Source organism: Novosphingobium sp. FW305-C-30-35 (assembly GCF_058783135.1).
The window spans coordinates 143,750-166,272 of record NZ_JBYSYJ010000001.1 but is presented as its reverse complement, the minus strand read 5'-3'; the positions used below and the strand labels follow the sequence as shown (position 1 = coordinate 166,272).

17 protein-coding genes are annotated in these 22,523 nt (G+C 59.4%); all 17 read right to left on the bottom strand.

All coding sequences use genetic code 11. The annotated features are described in order from the left end of the window. Positions 1–44: 44 nt before the first annotated feature. The 17 genes from AC3WLM_RS00965 to AC3WLM_RS00885 all read right to left on the bottom strand — a co-directional run bounded on the left by AC3WLM_RS00965 (position 45) and on the right by AC3WLM_RS00885 (position 22,325). Positions 45–3,392 (bottom strand): hypothetical protein, encoded by a 3,348-nt coding sequence (locus AC3WLM_RS00965; RefSeq protein ID WP_492476325.1) that lies wholly within the window; start codon positions 3,390–3,392, stop codon positions 45–47. Between the two features lie 61 nt (positions 3,393–3,453). Then, positions 3,454–10,701: an ADP-ribosyltransferase-containing protein gene (locus AC3WLM_RS00960; protein WP_492476324.1), complete on the bottom strand. Its 7,248-nt coding sequence runs from the start codon at positions 10,699–10,701 to the stop codon at positions 3,454–3,456. A 225-nt stretch (positions 10,702–10,926) separates the two neighbouring features. Next, positions 10,927–11,151, bottom strand: a complete 225-nt coding sequence (locus AC3WLM_RS00955) for a hypothetical protein (protein ID WP_492476323.1) — start codon at positions 11,149–11,151, stop codon at positions 10,927–10,929. A gap of 12 nt (positions 11,152–11,163) precedes the next feature. Then, on the bottom strand, positions 11,164–13,245 hold the full coding sequence (locus tag AC3WLM_RS00950) for a transglycosylase SLT domain-containing protein (RefSeq protein ID WP_492476322.1): 2,082 nt from the start codon (positions 13,243–13,245) through the stop codon (positions 11,164–11,166). Beyond that, on the bottom strand, positions 13,245–13,751 hold the full coding sequence (locus AC3WLM_RS00945) for a virion core protein, T7 gp14 family (protein WP_492476321.1): 507 nt from the start codon (positions 13,749–13,751) through the stop codon (positions 13,245–13,247). The genes AC3WLM_RS00950 and AC3WLM_RS00945 overlap by 1 nt, the downstream gene beginning before the upstream one ends. Beyond that, the gene (locus AC3WLM_RS00940; RefSeq protein WP_492476320.1) at positions 13,751–14,212 is read right to left on the bottom strand and encodes a hypothetical protein; all 462 of its coding nucleotides are present in this window, start codon (positions 14,210–14,212) and stop codon (positions 13,751–13,753) included. Before AC3WLM_RS00940 ends, AC3WLM_RS00945 begins: the two co-directional genes overlap by 1 nt. Continuing rightward, the gene (locus tag AC3WLM_RS00935) at positions 14,205–16,016 is read right to left on the bottom strand and encodes a phage tail protein (RefSeq protein WP_492476319.1); all 1,812 of its coding nucleotides are present in this window, start codon (positions 16,014–16,016) and stop codon (positions 14,205–14,207) included. The genes AC3WLM_RS00940 and AC3WLM_RS00935 overlap by 8 nt, the downstream gene beginning before the upstream one ends. Next, complete coding sequence (locus tag AC3WLM_RS00930) at positions 16,016–16,594, bottom strand: hypothetical protein (protein ID WP_492476318.1); 579 nt, start codon at positions 16,592–16,594, stop codon at positions 16,016–16,018. The genes AC3WLM_RS00935 and AC3WLM_RS00930 overlap by 1 nt, the downstream gene beginning before the upstream one ends. A 74-nt stretch (positions 16,595–16,668) precedes the next feature. After that, the gene (locus tag AC3WLM_RS00925) at positions 16,669–17,184 is read right to left on the bottom strand and encodes a phage connector family protein (RefSeq protein ID WP_492476317.1); all 516 of its coding nucleotides are present in this window, start codon (positions 17,182–17,184) and stop codon (positions 16,669–16,671) included. Between the two features lie 128 nt (positions 17,185–17,312). Further along, positions 17,313–17,627: a hypothetical protein gene (locus AC3WLM_RS00920; protein WP_492476316.1), complete on the bottom strand. Its 315-nt coding sequence runs from the start codon at positions 17,625–17,627 to the stop codon at positions 17,313–17,315. A gap of 53 nt (positions 17,628–17,680) precedes the next feature. After that, positions 17,681–17,995 carry a hypothetical protein gene (locus AC3WLM_RS00915; RefSeq protein ID WP_492476315.1) on the bottom strand — a complete coding sequence of 105 codons (315 nt, stop codon included), beginning with the start codon at positions 17,993–17,995 and terminating at the stop codon, positions 17,681–17,683. A 36-nt stretch (positions 17,996–18,031) separates the two neighbouring features. Further along, positions 18,032–18,229: a hypothetical protein gene (locus AC3WLM_RS00910; RefSeq protein ID WP_492476314.1), complete on the bottom strand. Its 198-nt coding sequence runs from the start codon at positions 18,227–18,229 to the stop codon at positions 18,032–18,034. Then, on the bottom strand, positions 18,229–18,669 hold the full coding sequence (locus AC3WLM_RS00905) for a Bbp16 family capsid cement protein (protein ID WP_492476313.1): 441 nt from the start codon (positions 18,667–18,669) through the stop codon (positions 18,229–18,231). The genes AC3WLM_RS00910 and AC3WLM_RS00905 overlap by 1 nt, the downstream gene beginning before the upstream one ends. Before the next feature lie 12 nt (positions 18,670–18,681). Continuing rightward, a complete protein-coding gene (locus AC3WLM_RS00900; protein WP_492476312.1) occupies positions 18,682–19,701 on the bottom strand; it encodes a major capsid protein in 1,020 nt (339 codons plus the stop codon). Between the two features lie 11 nt (positions 19,702–19,712). After that, entirely contained in the window at positions 19,713–20,363 is a 651-nt protein-coding gene (locus AC3WLM_RS00895) for a hypothetical protein (RefSeq protein ID WP_492476311.1), read from the bottom strand. Continuing rightward, a complete protein-coding gene (locus tag AC3WLM_RS00890) occupies positions 20,293–20,643 on the bottom strand; it encodes a hypothetical protein (RefSeq protein ID WP_492476310.1) in 351 nt (116 codons plus the stop codon). Before AC3WLM_RS00890 ends, AC3WLM_RS00895 begins: the two co-directional genes overlap by 71 nt. Then, positions 20,640–22,325: a portal protein gene (locus AC3WLM_RS00885; RefSeq protein ID WP_492476309.1), complete on the bottom strand. Its 1,686-nt coding sequence runs from the start codon at positions 22,323–22,325 to the stop codon at positions 20,640–20,642. The genes AC3WLM_RS00890 and AC3WLM_RS00885 overlap by 4 nt, the downstream gene beginning before the upstream one ends. Positions 22,326–22,523: the final 198 nt, after the last annotated feature.

Sequence of the window (22,523 nt, the reverse complement as noted above, 5' to 3'; positions counted from 1 at the left end):
CTGGCAGCGGCCTTGCTCCACTTCGCGGATGGCTTCGGAAAGGGTCATGTCAACCCCAACTGCATGACCGCGCTGTCCCCATAGACCTCTAGTTCATAGATGCCCGGATGATTGTTCCCGCCCGTGATCGTGTTGGCCGATGCCAGCGTTTCAGCCGGAACGCCGATCCCGCCAAGGTTGCGGTCATCACTGATCGACACGGTCGAAACGTACGCCGCACCACCATCGATTGCCGCCGCTTCAAGCTGGTCATTGGTCATACGCCACGCCGAAACCGATTGATTGGCATTCGGGCGCGGCACACCCATGACAATGCAAGCCGTCCCGACAGCTTGGAATTGCTGGATCATGTTCAGGATGTTGGCGTAGGTATAGCTCTGCCCGCGCTCATTCATACCGAAAGCAATGACCACCACATCAAGGCCGTCAGCCAGAGGCACTGCGATGCGCGCCGGGTCCAATCCGTTGTTCGTAGTATTTTCGCTAGTCGTTCCGCCGATGCCGTAATTGTTGTATGTGACCGTCGCGCCCAAGTTCTCAAGCGCAGCCTTGATCTTCCAATTCCAACCAAGGCGGGTATGCACCGTTCCAGCGCCATCCCCGGTATCGTAGAGCGTAAGGGTCGCCAGCGTGTCGGATGGGTAGTTCGACAAGTAGGTTAGGGCACGGTCGCGCATGGTGCCATTCGCTGTAAACGGCGGTGTGCTGGACTGAATTGCGGTGATGCTGTCCCCGTAGCCAGCCAAGGTTATCGTGCCGCCACGCATCGCCTTGCCGATGACTTTGCGAAGAATGCGGCGATTGCGCTCAATGTACGCAGCCACCTCCCCTTCCGTTCCTACCTTGATCAGACCTCGGAAGTTAGAAGCATCTTGCGCTGTGATGCGTGTGTCGCCAACCCTCGCGCGTGCCACGACAATCGCGTTCGATGGCGTTGCACCCTGCCACTCAAGGCTATCAAGCTGCGCATCGCGTGCCGATCCAGAAACCGCCGAAACCGCCAGCGTGGACCGATCAACCACGATCTTGTCCATGCGTTCCTTGCCCGATGCTGCCAGGGATAGGGATACATCGCTTGAGAACGGATAGTCGTTGCCGTTGCGCCGGATGCTGCCCGCAATCGTTACAGTCGTTCCCGCTACAGAAAGTGCCGAAAGCGAAGCCGATGCCATGAAGTCGCTTTTAAGGATTGAACTGTATCCATCACGGGCAACCCGCACAGCCAAGCGGTTTGGCGATCCGACAGCCGTATAAGTTCCAGTGCCAGTGGTTGAGTAATACCACCCGCGCTCGCTGGCCGTAGCGGTGCTATCCGAGAGATAGCCCGCCGAAGATGCGACGCGCGCACTAGCCCCGTCTTGCGCTTCCCAACGGTAGGCAAGGCCCTGCCCCGATGCCGTGGTAAAGCTGGTAGGAAACTCCATCATGATTGACTTGCGATCAGTAGCGCCAGCGGTCAGGCCGAGGCTTGCCAGCGTGTAATCCTGATCGAATACCAGTGTGCAGTTTGTCGGTGGCGCGGCAGTTTCCGTATTGGCGCGAGAATAGACCTTGAGGTTGATCTTTGTTGCCGTGCCAGCAACATAAACACCATCAAATCCGATGCTCTTGATGATCGTGCCGACCGGCGTATCCGCTAATTCGACAACACCGGCCCACCCGCCGAACGACGTGCCTGCAAACTGGGTCGTGCCTGCATGATCCTCGACAATCACGGAACCTAGTTCGCCTAGATCACCAAGGCCCGCGTTAGCGGTGGTCGCAGATTCCTGCGCGGTCACAACATCAGCTTCAATCGTCTGCACACGTTCGGTCGTGACGTATTGAAACGGCATATCAATGCCGATCTGAAGCTGAATGTTTGTAACAAGCGATGCCGAAAATGCGTCTGCATCGACCGTCGCAGTCGTATAATACCCGCCACTATCCCCGGTTGATCCGGTGACATAGGCAAGAAAAGCCACGCTCATCGAAATGCCGACAGCCTCGCCTTTAAGAAAGCCATTGGCGGTGGTGTCGATAGTGAATGCACCCGGCCCTGACGGGACTGTGACAGACACCCAAGTGCTTCCCGAAACCGGCGTTGCCGTTCCACCGCTGACGGTGTAGCGGCGCAACTTGATGGTCTGCGCACTGCTTGATCTGTTCCAAAGCCGCAGCGAGGAATTGCCGTTTGCGTCAAACTGAAGTGCGTTGGCAAAAACGTAAGTGCCAGCATTCGCCGCGCCCGCACCTGTAACAAGCGTGGCCCCAACCGGACGACCGATGGTTTGCGTGGCCTGAAGCAGGGCGACTTGAGCAGCAGCGGCAGCAGCGCTTGCCGCCGCAGCTCCTGCGCTCATCGGATCAAACTGTGCGTCGATCTCGACAGCGGCATTCGCCTGGTTCTGGAACAGCGAGAGATAATCAGATGCTGGCGAGGTATCGGTCAGCCAGTATTCACCCGCCGTCTTGAGATAGGTCGTGTCGAATGCACCCGCCGCACCGGTCAGACCCGCCGAAGCCGCGAACGACATGGTAGGCTTGGACAGCGAATTGCCGATATACAGACCCGGCCCGGTGATAGTGATCGCCGTGACCGCGCCGCCCGTGACCGTGAACGTGCCGGTAGGATTGACGGCGAAGTTGCCGCCGCTGAAGGCAAGGTCAAAGGTGCCATCAGTGCCACCGCTGCCCGCCGTGCTGATCGTTGCAGCGCCGGTTGCTGCCCCCTGTGGCACATAGGAACGCGCGCCAGGGAAATACTGCTGTGCGGCGACTACGGAGGCGTTGGCATTGGCACTCGCAGACTCCGCAGCAGCCTGCGCGGCAAGAGCTTCATCCCTCGCCCCCTCTGCCGCTGACTGCGCCGTTCCGGCACTACCCGCCGCATCCTGCGCATCTGACGCATAATCAGCCGCCGCCACAACAGAGTTCTCTATGGGCGTGATGACTCCGCTAACAACGCCAAGAACCTTGCCGTCAGCGTCGGCCAGCGATGCCATTGGCAGCGCCTGTTCATCGATAGGAACCTTGATTGCCCGATCACTATCTCGCTTCAGCGCTTGGTCACGCAGCGCTGCACGATCGTTGACGTTGTTGACCGCAGCAGCCTTCCATGCCGAGCCATCGGCAAATGTCGCTTGCTGTTCAAATGCGGGATCAAGGTAGACGAAGACTTCGTTGCCGCTTGCTGGGGCAGTTCCAAACACCACCGAGCCAGCAGAGGGAACGCTCCCGGTCAGTGAGACTGTGTAGCTGGCAGGGTCGACAACCGCGTCGACGCCATCGGCATCCCTAAGAAGAACCGCCACATCTGTCGCCGCCATCGCCGCAAAGGTAAAGGGGAACGTGGTTGTGGTGCCGTTAGCGGTGTAAGGCCCCGAGAATGCGTTGGACGTGCTGACAGCCATAGTAGCCCCACAGAAGGTTTCTGCGGGTTTACGGGTCAGCTATAGGGGGTTGAATCGCCCGTCAGTCCTCTTTGATCTTGCCGGTCGACAGACCTTCAATCCAATCACTGAAACCTTGCGGATCAGCATCGCCGCTCCCAACGTCGACAAGGAACTGCGTTGCGCTGGCGACCTGCCCCGGCACAAGCCCGGTCGTGTAGCCAGCAAGTTCGAGAACGTCCTTTGTCGCTGTCTTGGTTTCGTTGCCCGCTGCAAGCTTACCAGCGTCACGCCCGACCTTGACCACCGTGTCATAAGCGCGCTGGATTGGAGATACGGACGGGTTAAAGAACTTGTTACCGACAGCGGCATTCCATGTCGGCTCAAACACGTCGCGCGCCAAGGGGATAGGCCCAAGCGCATTGGCAAGCAGTTTACGCAAGCCCCACTGTGCCCACCATTCCTCATCATCAGGACCGGAAGGCGCACCGACTGCCCCCCTTAGAACCTCGGTCAGCAACGGAGGCAGGACCAGCAGGAAGAACGCACGCGCCGCCAGTTTCGGAACCGAGCGAGACTTGCGCACGTCGACGCCCTGCACATCGCGGGCAAGGGTGCGCTGCCGCTGATACTGCGCCGAGAAGTAGGAATAGAACATCGTGAACAGCTTGAGCGCTTCACCCCACTTACCCGTCCCACGCTGGATCGCCGCCAAGTCTTTCGGCCCGCCCGCGCCCTGCGACTGCCTCACCGCCTTGTCACCGGCATAGCGCGCGACCTGTTCATCCATGCCCGCTGCAATTGCGTTGTTGTAGGCCGCGATCCAGGTCGGAACCGAAACGAGCCGGTCCATGTAGCCGATGCCGTGGAACATGAACTTCTTGGCGTCGATGATCTGGCGCATGACCTTTGACGTAGGCGTGACCGCATTGAGCCGCGCCAGCTCTGTCCGTAGATCGCGGTCAAGCGTGTCCATGCGGTTTCGCACTTCATCACTGGCTTCCATGACCCAGCGGATTGCCGCAGCCGGATTGCGATAGAACTGCGCCAGCGCCTTCGCCATTGGCGCTTCGCCAACCACTTCAACCGAGTTGGAATAGCCTGCAATCTGCGTGACCATGGTTGTAGCACGCAGACCCATGCCGACCACCGTAGCATTGGCGCGGAGCTTGCCGATCCACTTGCCAAAGCCTTCATTGCCCGCACGCTCGACAGCCCAGGAGTTCGCGACGAACTTCAGCCACGGACGGAACTGCTTGCGGATATCCGGCCCCAAAGCTTGGTCGACGACACGCATGACGCGCTCATTGGTCAGGAACCGATTGGCGCGGATCACGGCTTCACGATGGGTAATGTCGTGAATGACCTCGCCCAAGTGCCGGTTAATAACCCCAAGGTCGAGCAGCAGCGGGCGGGAGACCTTTTCAGAGCGCTCCTTCGTTGCAGATGCCTGAGTAGTGGCGCGGGTATAGCCGCCCTCAAACAGATCGCTTTCCCGGCCCCGGTTTTCCTCTGCCTTGTAGTCGCGTGTCGTGTCATAGACGGCAGGGTAATAGCCACCGCGCAACGGGCCGAAAGGCGTCTGCACTTCACGCGCTTCCACCTTGTCAGGAGCCACGCCATTGACCTCGCGTTCGATGCGCGCAATCTCAGGCCACAGAGTATCGATCGTGTCCCACACGCCCTGCACGAACTGCCATTCTTCTTGGGTCAGCGTGGCATTCAGGTATTCCTCAATCGCTTGCGGATTCCAACCATAACCATCGGACAAGCGCTGCAGGTTACCCTCGTTGCCGACATTCAGGGCCATCGCAATGACCTTGTGCCGGTTCATTCTGGCAGGAGCGCCAGTCAGCGGATCGATGAACGGCAGTTCAAGCTTATCCTGCCACCGCGCCCCTACCTCGGCAGGGACGGACGCAAACAGCGCCTTGATCCTGCCGTAGTAGTCTTTGAGCATGTCCTGTTCGCGCGCCTGCGCATCAGCTATCGGGCGGAAGGCAATGCGGTTGAACACGCCATTGGGATCACCGCCGTCGAGCCAGTCGAACACGGTTTCCATCTTGAGCAGCGTAGCATCGGCCAGACCCACACCTCCCTTGATGGCATCCCACCAGCCCGGTTCGGTCATGTCCTTCGGCGGGGGACCATCGATATTGCCGCCAGCATTCTCAGCCTCTTGGAATATCTCATCCCATTCCCGCTGTTCCTGCTTGTCGAGCAGGGTCTGCTTCAAGCGGCCAAGGTGCATCACCTGCTTTACGGCCTCATCCAGACCGAGCAGGGTTTCCACTGACAGGCGCGACCAGTTGGTTTGCCCCAGCGTAGCCTCGAAAGACGGGGGAACCACGACCTCATAGCCTTCCGCTTCCCGAGCAGCAGCCCACGCTTCCCACCGGCCCTGACGCTCAATCGACTTTTGCGTGCGCGGCTTCAGATCCACTGCCTCAAGCAGAGCGTGCGCCTGTTCGAGATAGTCCTGATCAACCGACTTCATGGTAGCGCGCTTGGCAATCTTGCCCATGCGCTTCACCGCGTCCTGCACTTCATCATGCGCGGCCTTGGCTTCGGCCAGCAAGGCAGACGACAGCATCTGCTGTTGCTTGAACCGCAGCGCCTCATCCATCTTGCCAGCAAGCATCGCCTTTTCAGCATCGCGCCCAGCCTTGGCCACGTTCCTGGCATGACGCTGGATTGCTCCCGGCGAGGCTTCCACACTGACCAGACCAGTGCGGACGCGATTGCGCGCCCACTGCCTTGCGATCTTGTAGGGCGTAGGACGCGCCCCGGTTCGCCGCGCCAGGAGCCGGACTTCGGAGGCAAGCAATTCACCCTGCAGCTCGCCATTGACGGCAGCGATGGCTTCTTGCTCGATTGACCCGTCGTTCAAGGGATCGTCGCCATACCGGCGCGTCATCTCCGCGTCGGCTGCGTTGTCGATCATCCTCGCACGCAAGGTCCGCTGATCACCCCCTTCCTTAGCTTGCCTGTGCTGGCGTTCAGCACCGATCAGGACTTCGATCATCTGTTGCCCCGAACCGAACCCGGCGAGTTCGGCAAGGCTATCGGGATTGACGCCACGTTCCCGCCACAGAGGCAGCACACGTTTTGGCAGCAGGTCAACCACATCCTGCCCCATGCGATCAACCAGCCATTCAAGGTCGATTGGTGTGGCCTGCATGAGACGGATGGATTTGAGCAGCGGCTCATTGTCGAGACGTTCAGCCTCGTCAGCCTTCACCGCGTTGCGTTCGTCATTGAACCGCTTGGTTTCCCGGCGACGGATTGCCGCCATGGTTTTCTGTAGCAGTGTCGAGTTGGCTTCGTCGCGTGCCGCCTGTGCCTGTGCGATATAGGCGTTGAACTCTTCGCCCGTCATGCCGATTGCCGCCGCATCCTTGAACATCGGCATCAAGGCCTGTTGCTCTGCCATGGCTGCAATTTCTTCGTCAGTCGCAAGCAGGCGATCGAACACCTCGCGGATTTCCGGCGTGATAGGCGCACGAAGGGTTTCCACAGTCTTGTAGATCGATAGCAGCCAGCCACGGAACGTCTCGAACAGGCGCTGTAGGGCAGAGGACGGAGCCTTGCCTTCCATCAGGTAGCGCTCGCCACCACGCGCCCACATTTCATGGGCTTCAACAGGGATTACACCATCAACAATGGGATGACCGTTCTTCGCAAACCAGTCCTGCACAGCCTGCCAGTCGGCCTTGACCTGTTCCGGCGCGTCAGGGCTTTCGGCATCTTGGCGCAGTTCCTCAAGCCACTGGTGGCTCAGTTCGTGCAGCAGCGTTGACAGGTTGCGCGCCTGGAATAGCTCGATGCGAACCGGGCGAGCGTTGTCGAACAGGATGCGACCGCGCGGGCCTTCACCGTAGGATTGTTCATATGTGCGCGACGGCTCACGGATCATGCCCTCGCTGACGGCATAGTCCTTTTTGCGGCCCTTGTTTTCGTAGAACCCAAAGCGCTTATAGAACTTCACAAGTCTGGCGCGCGAGGTAGTGCCATGATTATCGTCGGCCTGTGCAGGCGAAAGCGTAATCCGCAGGCCATACTTGTCGGCGAGCGCGGTCAGTTCCTCCATGGCCTTGGTGCCAGCCCCACGCCCCTTTTCGCCCGCAATCAGCATATTCAGCTTTAGGGCACCACGGGACAGCCACACATCAAATGACTTCAGGCCAAGGCGCTGTTCCACTTCGGTAGACCAAGCCCTCACTTCCTCTGCTGTCAGCGTCGGTGACTGATACAGAATCCGCGCATCGGCAGGATCGAACGTGCCGCGATTGTTGATGGATTTGATCTGGGCGGGGGAGAAGGCGACGTAATGGTCAGCCGCGCGGCTTTCCCCTGGCGTGTCATCAATATCCTTCAGAAACAGACCGCCACGCCCACTATCCCGCGCAGCCTTGATCGCGGCACCGAAGCCACCGTCGAGCTTCAGAATACCCTCACCACCAAAGTCGATCACAACCGGATCATTGATGGCGAGATAGACCGGAACGATATTCTGCCCACTGTCATCAGCGCGCATGGTATCAATTTCCAGCGTCTCCCATTCCATCATTGCCGCTTCGTAGGCATCCCAATTGCCAGTGCGGACAGCCTGCTTTTCGAGACGCTCAACCTTGCGCTGCAATTCCGCGCTTTTGCGCTCAAACGCGTCGATGTCCGGTGCAACCTTGGAGGCGGCGCTATTAGCATAGAGACCCGCGACATAAGGATCAGACGTGAAGAAGAACCCATAGTTTGCGCTTTCGCTACGGGTAGACATGCCAAGCCGATCCGGCGAAAACTGTTCTATGGGCTGGTTTGTCCCATGATACACAACCAGCGGACGCCCTTCCTCGTCCACCACCTTGCTATCGCCAAACCACTTCCAGAACGCCCGCAGACCTTCCTCAGAGCCAGCAAGCGGCATCCCCTCACTGTTGCGCGTCGGACGGGTTACGCCGTCTATTTCGATGCTTTCGGGCAGTTGGTCATAAACGACATCGCTTGTGCCCTCTTGCGACATTTGCGACACTGCTACGCGGATTTCTTCATCCGACATTGCCGATGCATCAAGGCCGCGCTGCGCCAGCATCGCCGCCAGTTCATCGGCAGCGGCCCGCACGTTGTCGGTGACAGGCTCTTGCGCGTAGAGCGGCGAGCCAGCAAGTTCCTGCCCGATCGCTTCAAGCAGGACATTGTTGTCGATGCTCTCCCCGCTCTCACGAATGGCGTAGAGGTCAGGGAAATAGCCTTCACTGATCGCAGCATCCAACAAACGCTCGACCGAGTTATCAGAAGTAGCGCCGCCAAGAATGTTACCCTGCGCCGCGTCAAAGGGCTTCAGCAGTTTGCGCTTGCCAACCTTGCCCTTGTGCCACTTGTCGCCGCCCATCGAGGCAATATCGCCGCCACGATCCTCAATGCCCCCGCGTGCGCTGATCCATTCCAGCAGCGACTTGCCACGCTGGCGAACGGCGGGACCACCCTTGCGCAGAGCGTTGACCACAAGGTCCAGTTGGTCAGCCTTGACGATCTCGCCCAGCTTTTCAGGCAGCACTTGCGCAACCTGCGTCGTGAACTCGTTACCAGTCAGTTCGCGCCCCATGCGTGCGGCCCGCGTGGCTTCACGCTGCGCAATCAGTTCCGCCTGCATGGCTGCATTTGCCGGGGTAAAGCCCGCGTTCTGGAGCATGGCGGTAACGCGCTGCACGATCTGTTCGCGTGCCGTGCGCTCCCCCTGTTGCGCCCGGTCCCGCTGCGCCGCTTGGTCGGATAGTTCCGCCATCACGTCATCGAGTTCGGACTGCAGCGCTTCAGCCTCGCGCGCCGACATACCGCCAGGAGCCAAGCGAAGGTCAGCCTTTACCGCTGCCCATGCCGTTGTGCCGGGGAGTGTTCCGAGCGCAAAGCCAGCAGGGAGAACCACGTCACCCCCCACAGCATCGGCTTCGTCAATCTGTGCCTGATAATCCGCAAACGGATCATCGAACTGATCGTAGCTATCGGATTGCTGATAGGCGCGGATTGCCTCGGCAGGCACAAACACTTGCGACACACCAGCATCGTTAGCCGTGCGAGCAATAAGGTCGACATAGGCTTGGGGGTCGCGTTGGCGCAGTTTGCTTTCAGCCGCAGCGCGCTCTACCTGATCGAAGAACGGTTCGGTCTCTTTGGCCTGTCGCGCCTGCATGACACGGCCAGCGACTTTCCCGCCCGCTTCGATTGTGCTGGTAACACTCGTAGCGACGGCGGTTTGCACCGTCGTCCCGACAGCAGTTTGCACTAACGTGGACAAAGCAGCCTCTGGCCGCTCTGCGAGGTAGGCAGAGAAAGGCTTGTCAGGGTTTAGGGAAGCCCAAGTTGACAAATCCTGCAGGACAGTTGCGACCTGCTCTTGGGGTATTTCCGCCGTTAGCTGCACCATCAGAGCGCGGCCAAAGGGAGTTTTCTTGGCAATCGCGTTCAGCAGCTCGGTCGCTGGAATTTTTTCCGTAGCGACTTCGATCAATCCCTGAGTGAAACCGTAAGTTCCTGCCCGGACGCGATCGAGACCCTGCTGCCGTGCCTCATAGACCGCAGGCAGGCCCGTTTGAGTGCCCATCAGCATCATGGTCATTGACGGGCTACGCGTGATCGCGCCTGCCCCCACCGCCACCAGTGACGAAGGCGTCTGTTCAATGCCCTGCAGGACGTTCTGTTCAAGCCACCCGCTATAGGCTGGGCGCGCCTGCTTTGCCGCAGTTGCAGCAGCGGATACACCAGCATTCCAGTATGCCTTGCGCGATGCTTGGCGCTCTTGCATCTGGCCGACAGTCAGGGTGTTTGGAGCAGCGATCGTATCGAGAAAGTCGCCCAAGCCGCCGAGGTAGTCGGCAAAGACGGCATTCATCTTTGCGCCAGACCCCATGAAGCCAAAGCCCGCCGCCTTGGCAGTCGCAGGCAGCTTCTTGACCGTCTCCCAAGCGCTGCCGATGATGCCCAGAGCCTTGTGGTCATCCGAGGCCGCGACAACCCCGCGCGGGTCTTCCTGCGCCCACAGACGATAGACCGGGAACAGATCTAGCAACGCGCCCATCTTTTCGGCACGCTGCGCCTTTTCAATGTCGCCAAGCCGATCCTCGATCAGCGCAGGCGGCTCACCTGTTTCGCGGGCCGCACGCGTGACCTTAGCAGTGGTGTCGGGATCAGGCGCTTGAATGATGGTCGAACGTGCTTGCTCAACCTGCATGACACCAATGGCCTTTGCCACCGGATCATCGATTTCGCGCTGTGCATCAATGCGGCGCTTTTGCCGCTCCAGGTAATCAAACGGGATGAGCGGTGCTTGAGCCATGCAAACGTGCTATGGCCGCGCCCGTCTCTATTGAATCGCCCGAGGGTTTATGTGGGCTTGGCTGTTTCTGCCCTTGGGTGTCGTCATCGCGTTTTTTGCGATAATCCCTGCGCGCATGTGCTTGGCTCATTTGGCCGATAGGGAATGGGGGCTCGCCTTTTACGCTGCTTTTCAAGCCATCGTTTATATCGCCGCAGCGGTTAACGCAGTCATCCACTCACAGGCTTAGGGCGCAACGCAGTCGTAACTGAAAGCGTATTCGCTGGATTCCCGCAATCGTGCAGCCTTGCCGAACTTCTTGCAATGTGCGTCCGCGATCGGGAGGCCTTGATTGGCATTCCATACGTTGTTCACCGTGACGCCAACCTCATTGCCGGTCACATTGGCACGGCCAGCAACATCATAAGCGCAGCCGCCAAGCAGGACGGCGATGATAGGAATCAGCCTCATTCGGCTGACATACTACCGCGCCCCGGCATTGACCAGCATCGAACGATACATCTGCAGCCGCTCCATATCGTTCGGATCGCGCCGGTTCGCAGCCCGGAATGTGCGGTCGATGTCGGCCCGCGTCACATCAGGGATTTGGTCGGCACTGGTGACGTTGTAAGCCTTCATTGTGCCGCCGAAGATTCCCGCCTTGGGAATATCCCGCACAGCACCCTTGTAGGCCGCGTCATAGTCCGACTGATCAACACGCCCCTTTTGCGCAAAGACGCTACGCAAGTAGGCGTCCATCGCATCATAGACCTTGGGAAAGTCCTTATCCCCTATGTCGTTGCCGCCATACTTCTTGCCCCACTCGATTGCCCTTCCAATGCCCGATCGCGGGTCATAGTTTTGAGGCTTGTTTCTCTGCCCGATGAGGTCCGCCTGCTTCAGAACGAATGCCTGCAGTTCCTTCGGTGAAACCTTGCCCACTTCCTTAGCCAGATCCACAGCAAGGAACGCGTCGGGATTGGTGCGCTGAAGGATCTGCAATTCCAGCGAACGAGCGCCATTATCAGGGATTGCCGACTTCTTCGCCTTGTTCGCGTTGGCCGTCTCAGTCAGCCGCATAAGGTCGGTCGGGTCCATCTTGGCGCGGGTAGCGGCAGGGATTTGGCTGATGTCAGTGAAGTTGTCGCCAAGGCCAATCACAGCTTGCACGGCTTCATCACCCGCAGCCTTGTATTGGCGCTGCAGCAGTTGCTCATCGCGGGCGATTTCACGGTCTGCAACCCGCTTCACCCGCTCCTTCTTCTCATAAGTCCAGTCAGTCCGCGCCTCGATTGCGTCGTAGATCGCAGCTTTGTCATACTCGCGCGGAGCATTATCCGTGCCTCCGAGCGCTGCTACGTTCTTCTTCACATAGTCGCGTGTTTCCTTTGGCATTCGGGCGAGCCAGTTACCGCCATCTTTCAGCGCCTCATCCACTGCACCCGGACCGGCATTGTAAGCCGCCCATGCCTTCGCCGGATCATTGCCATACCGGGTCATCATGGCAGCAAGGTAATCCCTGCCGACGCGGGCAAGCTCAGCCGCACTGTTGTTGGCCGCTGGCTTGACGCCGAAACCGGGATCGCGCTGCGTCCCTGGCATGACTTGCATACGCCCCTGCGCACCCTTGACGCTGGTAACGAAACTGCCGTCAGCATTGTGGTCACGGTTCCCACTTTCAGTCTCAGCCGTGATCGCTGCCATGCGAGATAAGTCGCCCTTGCCAACACCCATCGGCGGAGCGCCAGCACTAACCATCCCCGCATTGACTTCGGTGTAGGACGCGTAGTCGGAACGATCCTGCAAAGGCCCCTGCAGGTCCTTCATGGCCCGCTCTCGGTCAGCGCTCGTCATTTCATCAGCGTGAGCCGAGAAGTATGCAGCAGCCATGTCAATATCCGGCTCTGCGCTGGCCAGCAGCTTGTCGATCGTGTTCGCATGAACCCCGGAAACGAACTTCTTTTGAGACAGTGCGACCTCTGCCTCACCCATGCCCTTCATCTGCCCGAGCTGCGCAATCGACGCCTTGCCAGCCTCGATGGCCTTCAGGCGTTCATCGCTCTTGTCAGGATTGTTGATGGCAAGGTCGGCAAAGCTTTCGATCTCTGACGACAGCACGCCAACGCGTTCCGCCTGCGCCTGCCTGATCGTATGGCTACCAATGGCCTGCAGCGCCTCGGCATGGCCCGCATCGTAATACTGTTCAAACAGTGCCCGCATCCGAGGATTGGTCACGCTGCCAAGCGCTTCCTCGCGGATTTTCTGCAGTCGCCCTTCAGTGTCGACGCGCGCCGAGACAGCATTGCCGCCTTGCAGTGCCGAGAACTCACTTGTTACCGTTGCCGCCGCTGTTCGTGCCTGCAATGCCAACTTGCGGGCCTGCGTGTCGTCAAACTGCGCATTGAGATTTTCCTGCGCCTGAGCGAACTGCCCAACGCTTTGCGCGAGCCTCTGTCCTGCCTCGGCGATCATCTGCCCGCCAGAAGGACCAGACGGGGCACGGAAGCGCGCCTCGACAGAAGGGATGCCCTGCGTTGCCGGATTGTAAGTCGGAGCGCGAGGCATCAAGCACCACCCTGCGAAGCCTTGAGCTTCTTGTATTGAGAAGCGCCACCGAGAATGGTCTGGCCGAAGTCAGCCGCGCCTGAAATAATCGCGCCCGTCTTTTGCGAGCGAGCCATGTTAGCCTCTGCCTGGTAGTTCGATGCCGCAATATCACGCGACTTGATCGCCCGATCGCCTGCAGTGTAGATGCGCTGCACATCCTCACGGCCCAGCATGTCGGTATCGGCAACCACGTCAGCCGCCGTGCCGAAGTCGAGGCCGACACCATTCGCCGCAGCCGCCAAGCGCTGCTGCCCCTTGATCTTGGCGACTTCACGATAGCGAGCTAACGCCTGTTCGCGCGTGTTCTGAATCTCATCTTGGACCGCGTTTCGCTCAAGCTGCGCATTCCGTTCTGCCAGCTTGGCCTTCATATTGGCCTGCTGGACAGCCATGACAGTCCCGGTAACGGAACTGACAGCCGCAGCCGCCGTAGCAGCAAGGGTCAGTGTGGCCGGATCGCACATTACGCAGCGACCTTTTCAAAGTAGCGGAATGCAGTGCCGTTCACGTCGACCAGTTTCTCATCCACGGTGAAGCCCCAGCGCTGCAACAGGCGGATTGCCTGCCTATTCTCGGCGGACACTAGGTTCGACAGTCGGCGCGGTGAATCGCACATGCGCGATACAAAACCCGGCCCCCACATCAGCAATTCCCTGCCATGTCGATAGACTTCATCCGTCCCGAGGAACCACGGCGAAGCCTCCCCGGTCAGGGCATTATGCTCGACAACGCCAAACATAGCGTGCGGCTCAAGGTCAACCAAGGCCGTCCATGCCTTTGACGACGACAGCAGCCCATACCGCAGCGCCTGTTTCGGAGTGCGCCCCAACGCCTCTACCTCAAGCCGGTCAATCTCCCGCATCCGACGCGCGATGAAATTCACATGACGGAAGGCCGCAGGGACAATCCTGATGCGACTATCCATTGACGGCGGGGTCCAGTGCTACGCCGAGCAGCGTGAACGGCATCGGGTCGACTTGCCGGATCAGCACAGACACATTCTCAGCCGCCTTGTTCGCCATATTGACGGTCATCTCCCCATTGATGAGATCGTCTGCAGCGCCATAGGCTTCACCCGTTCGGCTCTTGAGCAGGAACAGGTTGTCCTCATTGATGCCCGCCAAGACCGATCGCGTATTGGCCAGCGTCAGGACCACCTCACCCAGACTTTGCGAGCGACCGACGTTCCATCCCGCGCCCCGCGTATTCATGCGCACCGGCAGGGTTTCGACTTCAGTGGTATAGGGGATGCCAAACGTTACCCGCGTTACGGAACCAAAATCCTCAGGCAAGGTGATAGTGCCATTGGCCACCGTGATACCGGTAATCACCTGACCGTCACAGACGCCGACAACATCGGTGCGCCCTTCCAGATGCCACAGGCCGGTGAAGCTTGATTGCGGCTCTTCAAAGGTCGCGGAGACAGCGCAGTCCATGAAGCACGCATCATCCACCGTGTCCCAACGGTGCGAGGCTATGCGCTCGACGAACTGCTTTGCGGAACCATTCACTTCGCGTTCCACGATCATGTAGACGCGATCTTCCCCGTTTTCAGTGATTGAGCAGACTGACTTGATCAGTCCATCCGTATCGCACAGCGTCCACCCCCAGACGTTCTGTTCTTGCTCCCATGTGAAGCAAAGCAGTTTGCCATCGGAGCGCGCGGCCCAGATGCATGAACGCGGCTCTTGCGCGTAGCACCAGGACACAATCTCAAAGCCTTGGAAGAAGTGCGGCGAGAAGATCGAAACGTCGTTCGACTTCAGGCCATCGATCGCGAAGTCGAAGCCGAGCGTGCGGACACTCTGCCCGATGGAAGGTGCGTAGAACACCACGCTATCAATGACCAAGGGCGGGAGGCGTGAAGAACCGCGCCCCACCTGCCTACGGGTCGCAGGCGGAGTTGTCGCGTCAAGGACGCCACCATTTCCATCACCATCGATATTGAACACGCTGTCCGAGGTTAGGGCGATCAGTGACGTAGTGGTCACCAACTGGTTCACCGAGTTCACGCGGCCTGCGATGATCGTGAAGGAAATGCTGTCGTCGGCCCGAAGGGGGCGGGAGCGATCCATGTTTTCAATCTGGCCGGAACGAGTGCCCCACACTCCATGCGGGACATTCTTTGTCCGCGCCCACATGCCGCGTTGCTCGAACAGGGTAACGGTTGAAGGATAATCACCCGCCTCCTCGAACGGATTGTATGCCTGCGGAGGAGCCTTGTCCAAGGCTGGGCCAATGTTGTCGTCGCGGAAGGTCGTGTCCTCGGTCGTTCCGATGTAGCCGAAGAACTGAGAATTATCCGCCTTGTAGACGTTGTAACGGGTTGCGCCGGTCACACCGGTCCATGTGATGGTGTTGTAGTTCCGCTTGAGCGTCAGGTCGTTATAGGCGTCATCCTGGTTAGAGGCGCGGCTCTCTTCCCCGGTCTCATCGTTGACCGCCGTGACGCAGTAATAGGCATATTGCGGGAAGTAGTTTACGCCGTCATTTTCCGTGTCCTGATTAGGAACGGTGCCCTCAGCGGAGCAGTCAGTGGGGGCGTCGAGAGTCGGCCCGAAGGTTACGTCCAGAAACTCCCATTCTGTATGAGCGCGGCGCACCAACTTACCCGGCGCATGATCGATATGCGCCAGATACATCGTGTCCGCCGTTTGCTCGAAATCGAGTTCGGCCAGCTCGACGCCATTGTAGGGACTACCGACCTTGTAGACGCGTGCGCCGCCCATCAGAGTAGCCCGCCCCATTTCCAATAGGCGAAACTGCCACCAGCGCCGCCGAAATAGTCCGGTTCTGGATCAGGCTCGACAGGATCAGGAACAACCGGAGCGGTGACAACAGCCGGGGCTTCAGTGCGCGTAATCCCGCCCTCGCAAGTGGTGAAGGCGGCAACGCTCGTCGTGTCAGCCTCAATCGTGAAGGTGTTGTCATCCACAATCGCAACGACTGGCCACGCCCTGCCATTGAGCAGATCGCCCATTTCACCGGCAACCCCGGTGATGTAGAACAAGTCTCCTTCAGCCAGGCCATGATAAGCGACCGTGACCTGCGCTTGCGAAGCGTTAGTGATGGCCGTTATGGCAAGCTCCTCTTCCAAGAGACGGCCACCAAAAGCACACGGCGACATATAACCTTGCCCCATTTCAAGGGCATATGTCTGCGTCAGCGAGAATTGGAACGGGACCAATCTTGTCGGCTGTGAAGGATCAATCACCTCGGCGACCAGTTGCGTGCCCGGTCGCTTGGTCAAGCCGCCATACTTGAGGATGAGGACGTTGCGGGCCTTCTTGACCGCAGCGGAATACATATCCGCATCGAACCGTCCGTGCAGGTCAGGAGCAAGTTCGCCACGGCTGAAATTGGGCTGGGCAATGCGGAATGTCACGGCACGTAATTCCCGACACCCGCCCGCGCATATTCTGCTTCCGAAACATACCGGCGAGGGGTGGACTGGCGCTTGTTCTCTTCATCCCCGATCGCACGTTGACGCGCCACTTCCGCCTGTTGTGACAGGTATTGAGCGACCTTCGCATCCTTCTTGATGGGCAATGCGATCCGCGCGCCGAGTTCAAGCTCAAACGCCCGCTGCACCAAGGGCGGAAGATCGTCAGCAGTGATGTTCTTGCGGGTATAGACCAACACCACATCTGGCACGTTGGTATAAATCACGCTTCCTTCGTTCAGGAAGGCCAGGGTTATGCCGTCCTGCAGCGGGAAAGAGTAAGGACCGAACGTCGGCAGGACCGTTGCGTCATCCTCCACCTCACGAACCGCCAGAGGCTGCGCCATGTCGGAGGGAATGGCATAGGCATAGAGCCATTCGGCGGGGCGGTCGTTCGACACCAAGGCAAGGGCCGAACGCTTGACCAACCAGTGCCATTCGGTCCAGTCGGCCATCTCATTGAGCAAAGGCTGTGCAAAGCGGACGACTTCCCTCGCTTCAAGCGAGCCTTCGTCAAAATCAACAATCGCCCCAGCAGCGATTTGCGAAAGGGCGCGGTTGCAGAGTTCCAGTAGCGTAGCCATCAGCCGAAGAAGTCGCCAACTGCAATGACCGAAACACTAGCGCCAGTCGTGACTTTCCACGCCCCACCTGAGGATTTGACGCCAAGATTGACCACGATCGGAGCAAGGCTTGTGACTGACGATGCGCCGCCCGTAAAAATCGAAATGGCCGAGCCAGAGCCATCCTTGATCGAGACTTCACCGGGCGAAGTGGTGGCCGGAATAATGACAAGGCGCTCGATGTAATCACCCGCAGCGCCTGCACCTCCAAGAACTTGATCAGTCTGAGACGCAGCGACCGTCTCATACTTCGCGCCGAAAACGAACGATCCCATGGCAGCAATCTCCTTTATCGCTGCCTATGGCCATCAATGGCGGGGTTGAATCGCTACCAATGATCCTGCCAGACCGTGCCGTCATAGGTCCGCAGCTTGAGCGTCCCGCTGTCGAAATACGTCATGCCCGCTACAGGGCTTCCAGGCGTCGTTGTGGGCGTAAAGGTCACTGTGGTAGCCACGTAGGCCGATTGCGCTTCCAGCACGTCCAGACGGCCATCCAGAGCCACATCAGCAGCTTCCAGCGCGTCAATGCGTGTTTCATGGTTGGCAACCTGCACGCCGTTTGCCGCGACAGTAGGTGCAGGTATCGTCTGTTGCCGCTTTACCGGCTGCGAAGAGAAATTGAGGTCTGTGCCTTGGAACATGGAAAGCGGGCCGAGGTTTCCCCCGGCCCATCCCCCTTAGTCTTCCGCCTTGGTGCGAGGACGGGAGCCGCCCTTGCGTCCGTCGGCGTCATGGTCGAGCGGGTCGACAGGGTTGCCCTTAGCGTCCAGCTCTTCCCAAGCCTTGCCCTTGGGGGCATCGGTCGTGAACACTTCACCCGCGAAGATGTAGCGTTCGTCGACATAGACGTTTTCAGTCGCGCGATAGGTCGCCATCACGCACCCCCAAAAGTCTTGTTCGTCTGGCGAGCCATCACGACGCCAGCGGTGATCTTGCCCGTCGAGGGGGCAGTGCCGGTGATGTCGTAATAGAGGCGAACGTAGCGAGCCTTCGTGCCTTCAGGGAAGCGCGAAGGAACATCGAACTGGTAGCCAGCCACCAGCGAAGCAGCAGCCACGGTTGCGCCGCCCTGAATGGTGGTCCAGTTCGAGTTGTCGGGCGAGGTCTGCACCTGCACGACGATGCTGGTCAGGTTATTGAACGTCTCGGTGACGCGAACCGACAGGGGAACGCTGTCCCCGATGCCAATATCGCGGGTCAAAGCCGTGCCGCCGTAGGGCGTGCCGGTTGCGCCGAGATCGATCACGTTGGTCGAAGCCGCGTCTGCGGTGATTGCCTGCCCATCCGAAAGCAGGAGCGAGTTGTCGAAAATCATCGGTCGATCTCCTTACGAAACAGCGGTTTCGGTATTGAGGAGCGCGTCGGTTTCGCGGATCGGGATACCGCGCCACGTCAGCACTTCCTCGCCCTGAATTTCCATCGGGCGCAGGCGAACGAAGTTGTCGGTCGAGCCACCGCGTCCGTTGGTCTGTTCCGCATCCAGCGCTTCCATCAGGGTGCGGTTCATGTAGATGACGGTGCGACCCGGCGACATTTCACCCGGCTTTTCCATCTTGTAGGAACGACGGCCCTGCAGCTTGTAGTAAGCCTTGCGCATCAGCGGATTGAGCGCGGTCGAACCGGCGATCAGATCAGAAACGTCGATGTTCGCGATGCGAGCGTTGTAGCGCCAGTCCTTCACGGCGATACCCGCGTGCTGCGTGAACATTTCTTCCTTCACGTAATACGGGTTGTTCGACGCATCGAGAACGCGCTGTTCGCCCTTGTCCTCACGCATCACACCGGCAGGGATGTTTTCCGGGGTGAGCATCGAGGTCTGACCGTCGCCATGGGTGACGAACCAGATCGAAGCGTTGTCCGAACCCGAACCGCCACCGTTGATGACGTTGACGTTCGACAGCGAGTTGTAGCGCGGCGCGAGACCGTGGAACTGCTTGCCGTTGATCAGCACGTTCGAGTAGAAAACGGCGCTTTCCAACGTCTGCGCCATGGTCTCAAGGAAGCCGTTGGCCTCCATCAGACGAAGCTTGGAAGCCTGATCCGGCTTGAGCTTCAGCAGACGGCTATCGACGCTCGACAGACCTTCGATGAAGCCGGTCGTGTCTTCCACCTGGGTATATGCGCCCTTGCTCTGCGCAATGCCCTGGTAGAGCGCCCCCCAAGAGACAGACGGCAGGCCGGTCCGAATGGACGAGACATGCTTCGATCCCTTGTTGCAGGTGATGACGTTGGCGTCCTTCATGAACGGCGTGAGCTGGGTCAGGGCTTCGACGACATCGCCGATCCCGTCACCGCCTGCCTTCATGACATCGATGAGATTCCAGTAGGTTGTGCCAAGAACGGCCATAATTACCCCCTTCAGTCGTTGGGATAGAGCCGCTTCTCGAGCGGCGTTTGGGTTGAACCTCCCGCGCCGGAGCGCACGAAGTCACCATCCTCGCCAACCGCCTCGCCAAGCCGCCTGAATGCGCGGATCATGTCGGGATGGTTGCCAAGTCCGGTTTCGGTGAGCAGTTGGCGGAAGGGGTGGCCCTCAGTGTATCCGAGAGCATCGAGGCCCTTGCCCGCCAGATGCACAGTCTGTTCCTGATTGCCGCCGCCGATGTCAGGATCGGCCTTGAACGCGTCGAGCCATTCCTTACGCTGCGCCGCCATGAGGTCGGTCATCTGCGCCGTCTGGGCCGTGATGGCCTTGTCCATGGCCTGCTTGACGATCGGCAAGAGAGCGTTGGCCTGTTCGTTGGAAAGGCCCGCTTCCTTCAGGATCGGTTCCGCAGCGCCGAGCAGTTCGCCGTCGATCTCCATGCCCTCAAGGCTGAGTTCGTATTTCTCGGGGACTACGGGGGTGGCTGGTTCTTCCGCCTTATCTTCCGGCTCCTCGGCCTTGGCCGGTTCATCAGCCAGCGCGCCGCCAAGCACGGTTTCCTCGACAGCAACATCAGTCGTTGCCGTCTCCACCGGGGAGGTCGTTGTATCGGTCGATGTCTCGATTACGGTTTCGTCTGCCATTGGTCGCTTCCTTGGGGTTCATTGCTTCGCGGATTGCTGCATCGATGGTCGCCAGCGCTTGCGGCGAACGGAGCGGTTCAGGTTGACCGCAATCGACCATTTGCAGCAGGTCGAACCCCAGGCTTCGGCGTCCCTCAAAATGGCCGAGGTCACGCCCTGTTTGCCCATTGGCAGGAGCGTGATGACCGAGGATGCCAGCGCTTTGAATCGCGGCGAACAGGAAGCGTCGGAACTCGGGGCGAGACAGAAGGAACTCAGCATCGTTCGGATCTAGGATCACGCAGGTAACATCCTGTTGAGCAGGCTTTCACCACCGCCCACGTCAGTTTCGGAAAGCAGGCGGGCCGCATCTGCGCCCTGCTGCATGGCTGGAGCCATTGCCGCCATTTGCGCCGCCTGCTGCTGTTGCGCGCGACCGGCGCGGATCGCGTCCACATCCTTCATGTTGCGGATCAACTTGGCAGGCGCACCGGCACGATAGCCGTATTCATCGATGGCTTCGTCGAAGTTGATCTTGTCGAGCGCTTCGGGATTGACCGCAGCCATGTTGCCGACAAAGCCAACCACGCGCTCGATCTGACCGATGCCGACCATGCGCTGCATCTGCGTCAGGATCGAAACAAACTCGACGTTGATGGGAGCGTTGGACAGCGCTTCAGGAACAGGCGGCAGCATCTGCCCGCGCGACATGATGCCGAACGCGCGATCGATGGCGATTTCGAGTTTCTCATTGGCAACGCGCTCAATGACCGGGCCAAGCTGCGTCAGCTTTTCCTCGTTGCGGGCCGCGATCTCTTCCATGTTGCGAGGCTGGACCCCGCGCATGTTGGTAATGGCATTGAACAGGTCAGCGAACGAAAGCCCATCGATCTGCGTGTGGCACTTGTCGATTTCCTGTCCGATCGCGTTCACCGCCTGATAAGGCATCTGGTAGGGCACGATGATCTGTTCTTTGTCGACGCTGGAGGCAGTAGTCTTGCGGCCCGGTTCACCCGTCAGACGGACACCGGCAGGCAAGATCATCTCAGGCTTGACCATCGCGTCGATGGCTTCATTCCGACGCTTGGCCTGCATTTGCAGTTCACGCAGCGCAGGCAGGCTTTCCATGCCAGGAGAGACGCCATAGGTATCGCCACCCACAACATCCCAGCGCGGTGCCCAGAATGGCTGTTCTTCATAGCCCGAGACGCGCAGAAGGTGGCGCTCGCTGTCTTGGTCATCCCAATAGACAGAGCGCCACGGCTTTGAGCCGAACTTGAGCGGGTTGTGGTCAGGGTTTGGTTCAATCGCGTGATAGAACTCGACCGGCTGTTCGTATTCGGACTTGTCGTAAAGCCCGCGAATGCGGTTCGAGACGCGATTGCCGAAGGCATCGACCGCCTGCTTCACCGTCATCGGGCAGAAGCGATAGAGCGTGTCAGGCGTCATGGCATCGCCAAGCGCGATCCAGTATTCCCCGGCAGTCAGGGCATGGCAGACCGAGCCGACTTGCGGATGCTCCACCATCACGCAAGCCTCAGTGCCGAACAGCCCTTCCTCGGCATATCCGGCCTTCACCGCGCCGTAGAAGTTGCCGCCCGCAAAGAAGGCATACATGCGGCGCTCGACTTCGGAGAGCCATTCCCGAACGCCCTCACCCTCGTTCATGGCGTCGTCGGCAAGCTTGAGCGTGAACCAAGGCCGCGATGCACTCGACAGGCCCGAGGTCATGCCATTGGCTAGCGTGCGGAATGCTTCGATACCGTGCGGATCGAACAGCGCCTTGTTGCGCGTGCGGCGAAGAGAGCCGTTCTTATCCTTCGATGTGGTCAGGAAGCGCGAACGGGCAGGTTGCGCAAAGCGAGCAATGTCGCGCCATTCATCTTCATAATCGGTGCGAATGTTCTTGAGGCCCACAAGCCGAAGCTTGCAGTGCTTGCGGATTTCCGCGTCTTTGCCGGTGATGTCGCGAACGTCAGCCAAGGGTGGCCTTGCTGACCGTAGGCGAACCAAGCGCGCCTTGCGCCGACGTGACAAGGCCAGCCATCAGCATGCGGCGACGGCGGCTGTCATCCATGGAAGAAGCAGGAGCGCCAGCATCGGGCAGCTTCACCGCCTGCCGGTCAGGGACGGACGGAATATCAGGTGCGCCGCAGATGGTAGCCTCCTATCGAATGGACA

Bases quoted from the DNA above. Each gene is read 5' to 3' on its own strand.
- AC3WLM_RS00925 (WP_492476317.1), bottom strand. From the start codon at position 17,184: ATGGCCGACTGGACCGAATGGCACTGGTTGGTCAAGCGTTCGGCCCTT.
- AC3WLM_RS00915 (WP_492476315.1), bottom strand. From the start codon at position 17,995: ATGTTCCAAGGCACAGACCTCAATTTCTCTTCGCAGCCGGTAAAGCGG.
- AC3WLM_RS00950 (WP_492476322.1), bottom strand. From the start codon at position 13,245: ATGCCTCGCGCTCCGACTTACAATCCGGCAACGCAGGGCATCCCTTCT.
- AC3WLM_RS00905 (WP_492476313.1), bottom strand. From the start codon at position 18,669: ATGATTTTCGACAACTCGCTCCTGCTTTCGGATGGGCAGGCAATCACC.
- AC3WLM_RS00960 (WP_492476324.1), bottom strand. From the start codon at position 10,701: ATGGCTCAAGCACCGCTCATCCCGTTTGATTACCTGGAGCGGCAAAAG.
- AC3WLM_RS00900 (WP_492476312.1), bottom strand. From the start codon at position 19,701: ATGGCCGTTCTTGGCACAACCTACTGGAATCTCATCGATGTCATGAAG.
- AC3WLM_RS00955 (WP_492476323.1), bottom strand. From the start codon at position 11,151: ATGAGGCTGATTCCTATCATCGCCGTCCTGCTTGGCGGCTGCGCTTAT.
- AC3WLM_RS00920 (WP_492476316.1), bottom strand. From the start codon at position 17,627: ATGGGATCGTTCGTTTTCGGCGCGAAGTATGAGACGGTCGCTGCGTCT.
- AC3WLM_RS00945 (WP_492476321.1), bottom strand. From the start codon at position 13,751: ATGTGCGATCCGGCCACACTGACCCTTGCTGCTACGGCGGCTGCGGCT.
- AC3WLM_RS00940 (WP_492476320.1), bottom strand. From the start codon at position 14,212: ATGGATAGTCGCATCAGGATTGTCCCTGCGGCCTTCCGTCATGTGAAT.
- AC3WLM_RS00935 (WP_492476319.1), bottom strand. From the start codon at position 16,016: ATGGGCGGCGCACGCGTCTACAAGGTCGGTAGTCCCTACAATGGCGTC.
- AC3WLM_RS00930 (WP_492476318.1), bottom strand. From the start codon at position 16,594: ATGTATTCCGCTGCGGTCAAGAAGGCCCGCAACGTCCTCATCCTCAAG.
- AC3WLM_RS00895 (WP_492476311.1), bottom strand. From the start codon at position 20,363: ATGGCAGACGAAACCGTAATCGAGACATCGACCGATACAACGACCTCC.
- AC3WLM_RS00965 (WP_492476325.1), bottom strand. From the start codon at position 3,392: ATGGCTGTCAGCACGTCCAACGCATTCTCGGGGCCTTACACCGCTAAC.
- AC3WLM_RS00910 (WP_492476314.1), bottom strand. From the start codon at position 18,229: ATGGCGACCTATCGCGCGACTGAAAACGTCTATGTCGACGAACGCTAC.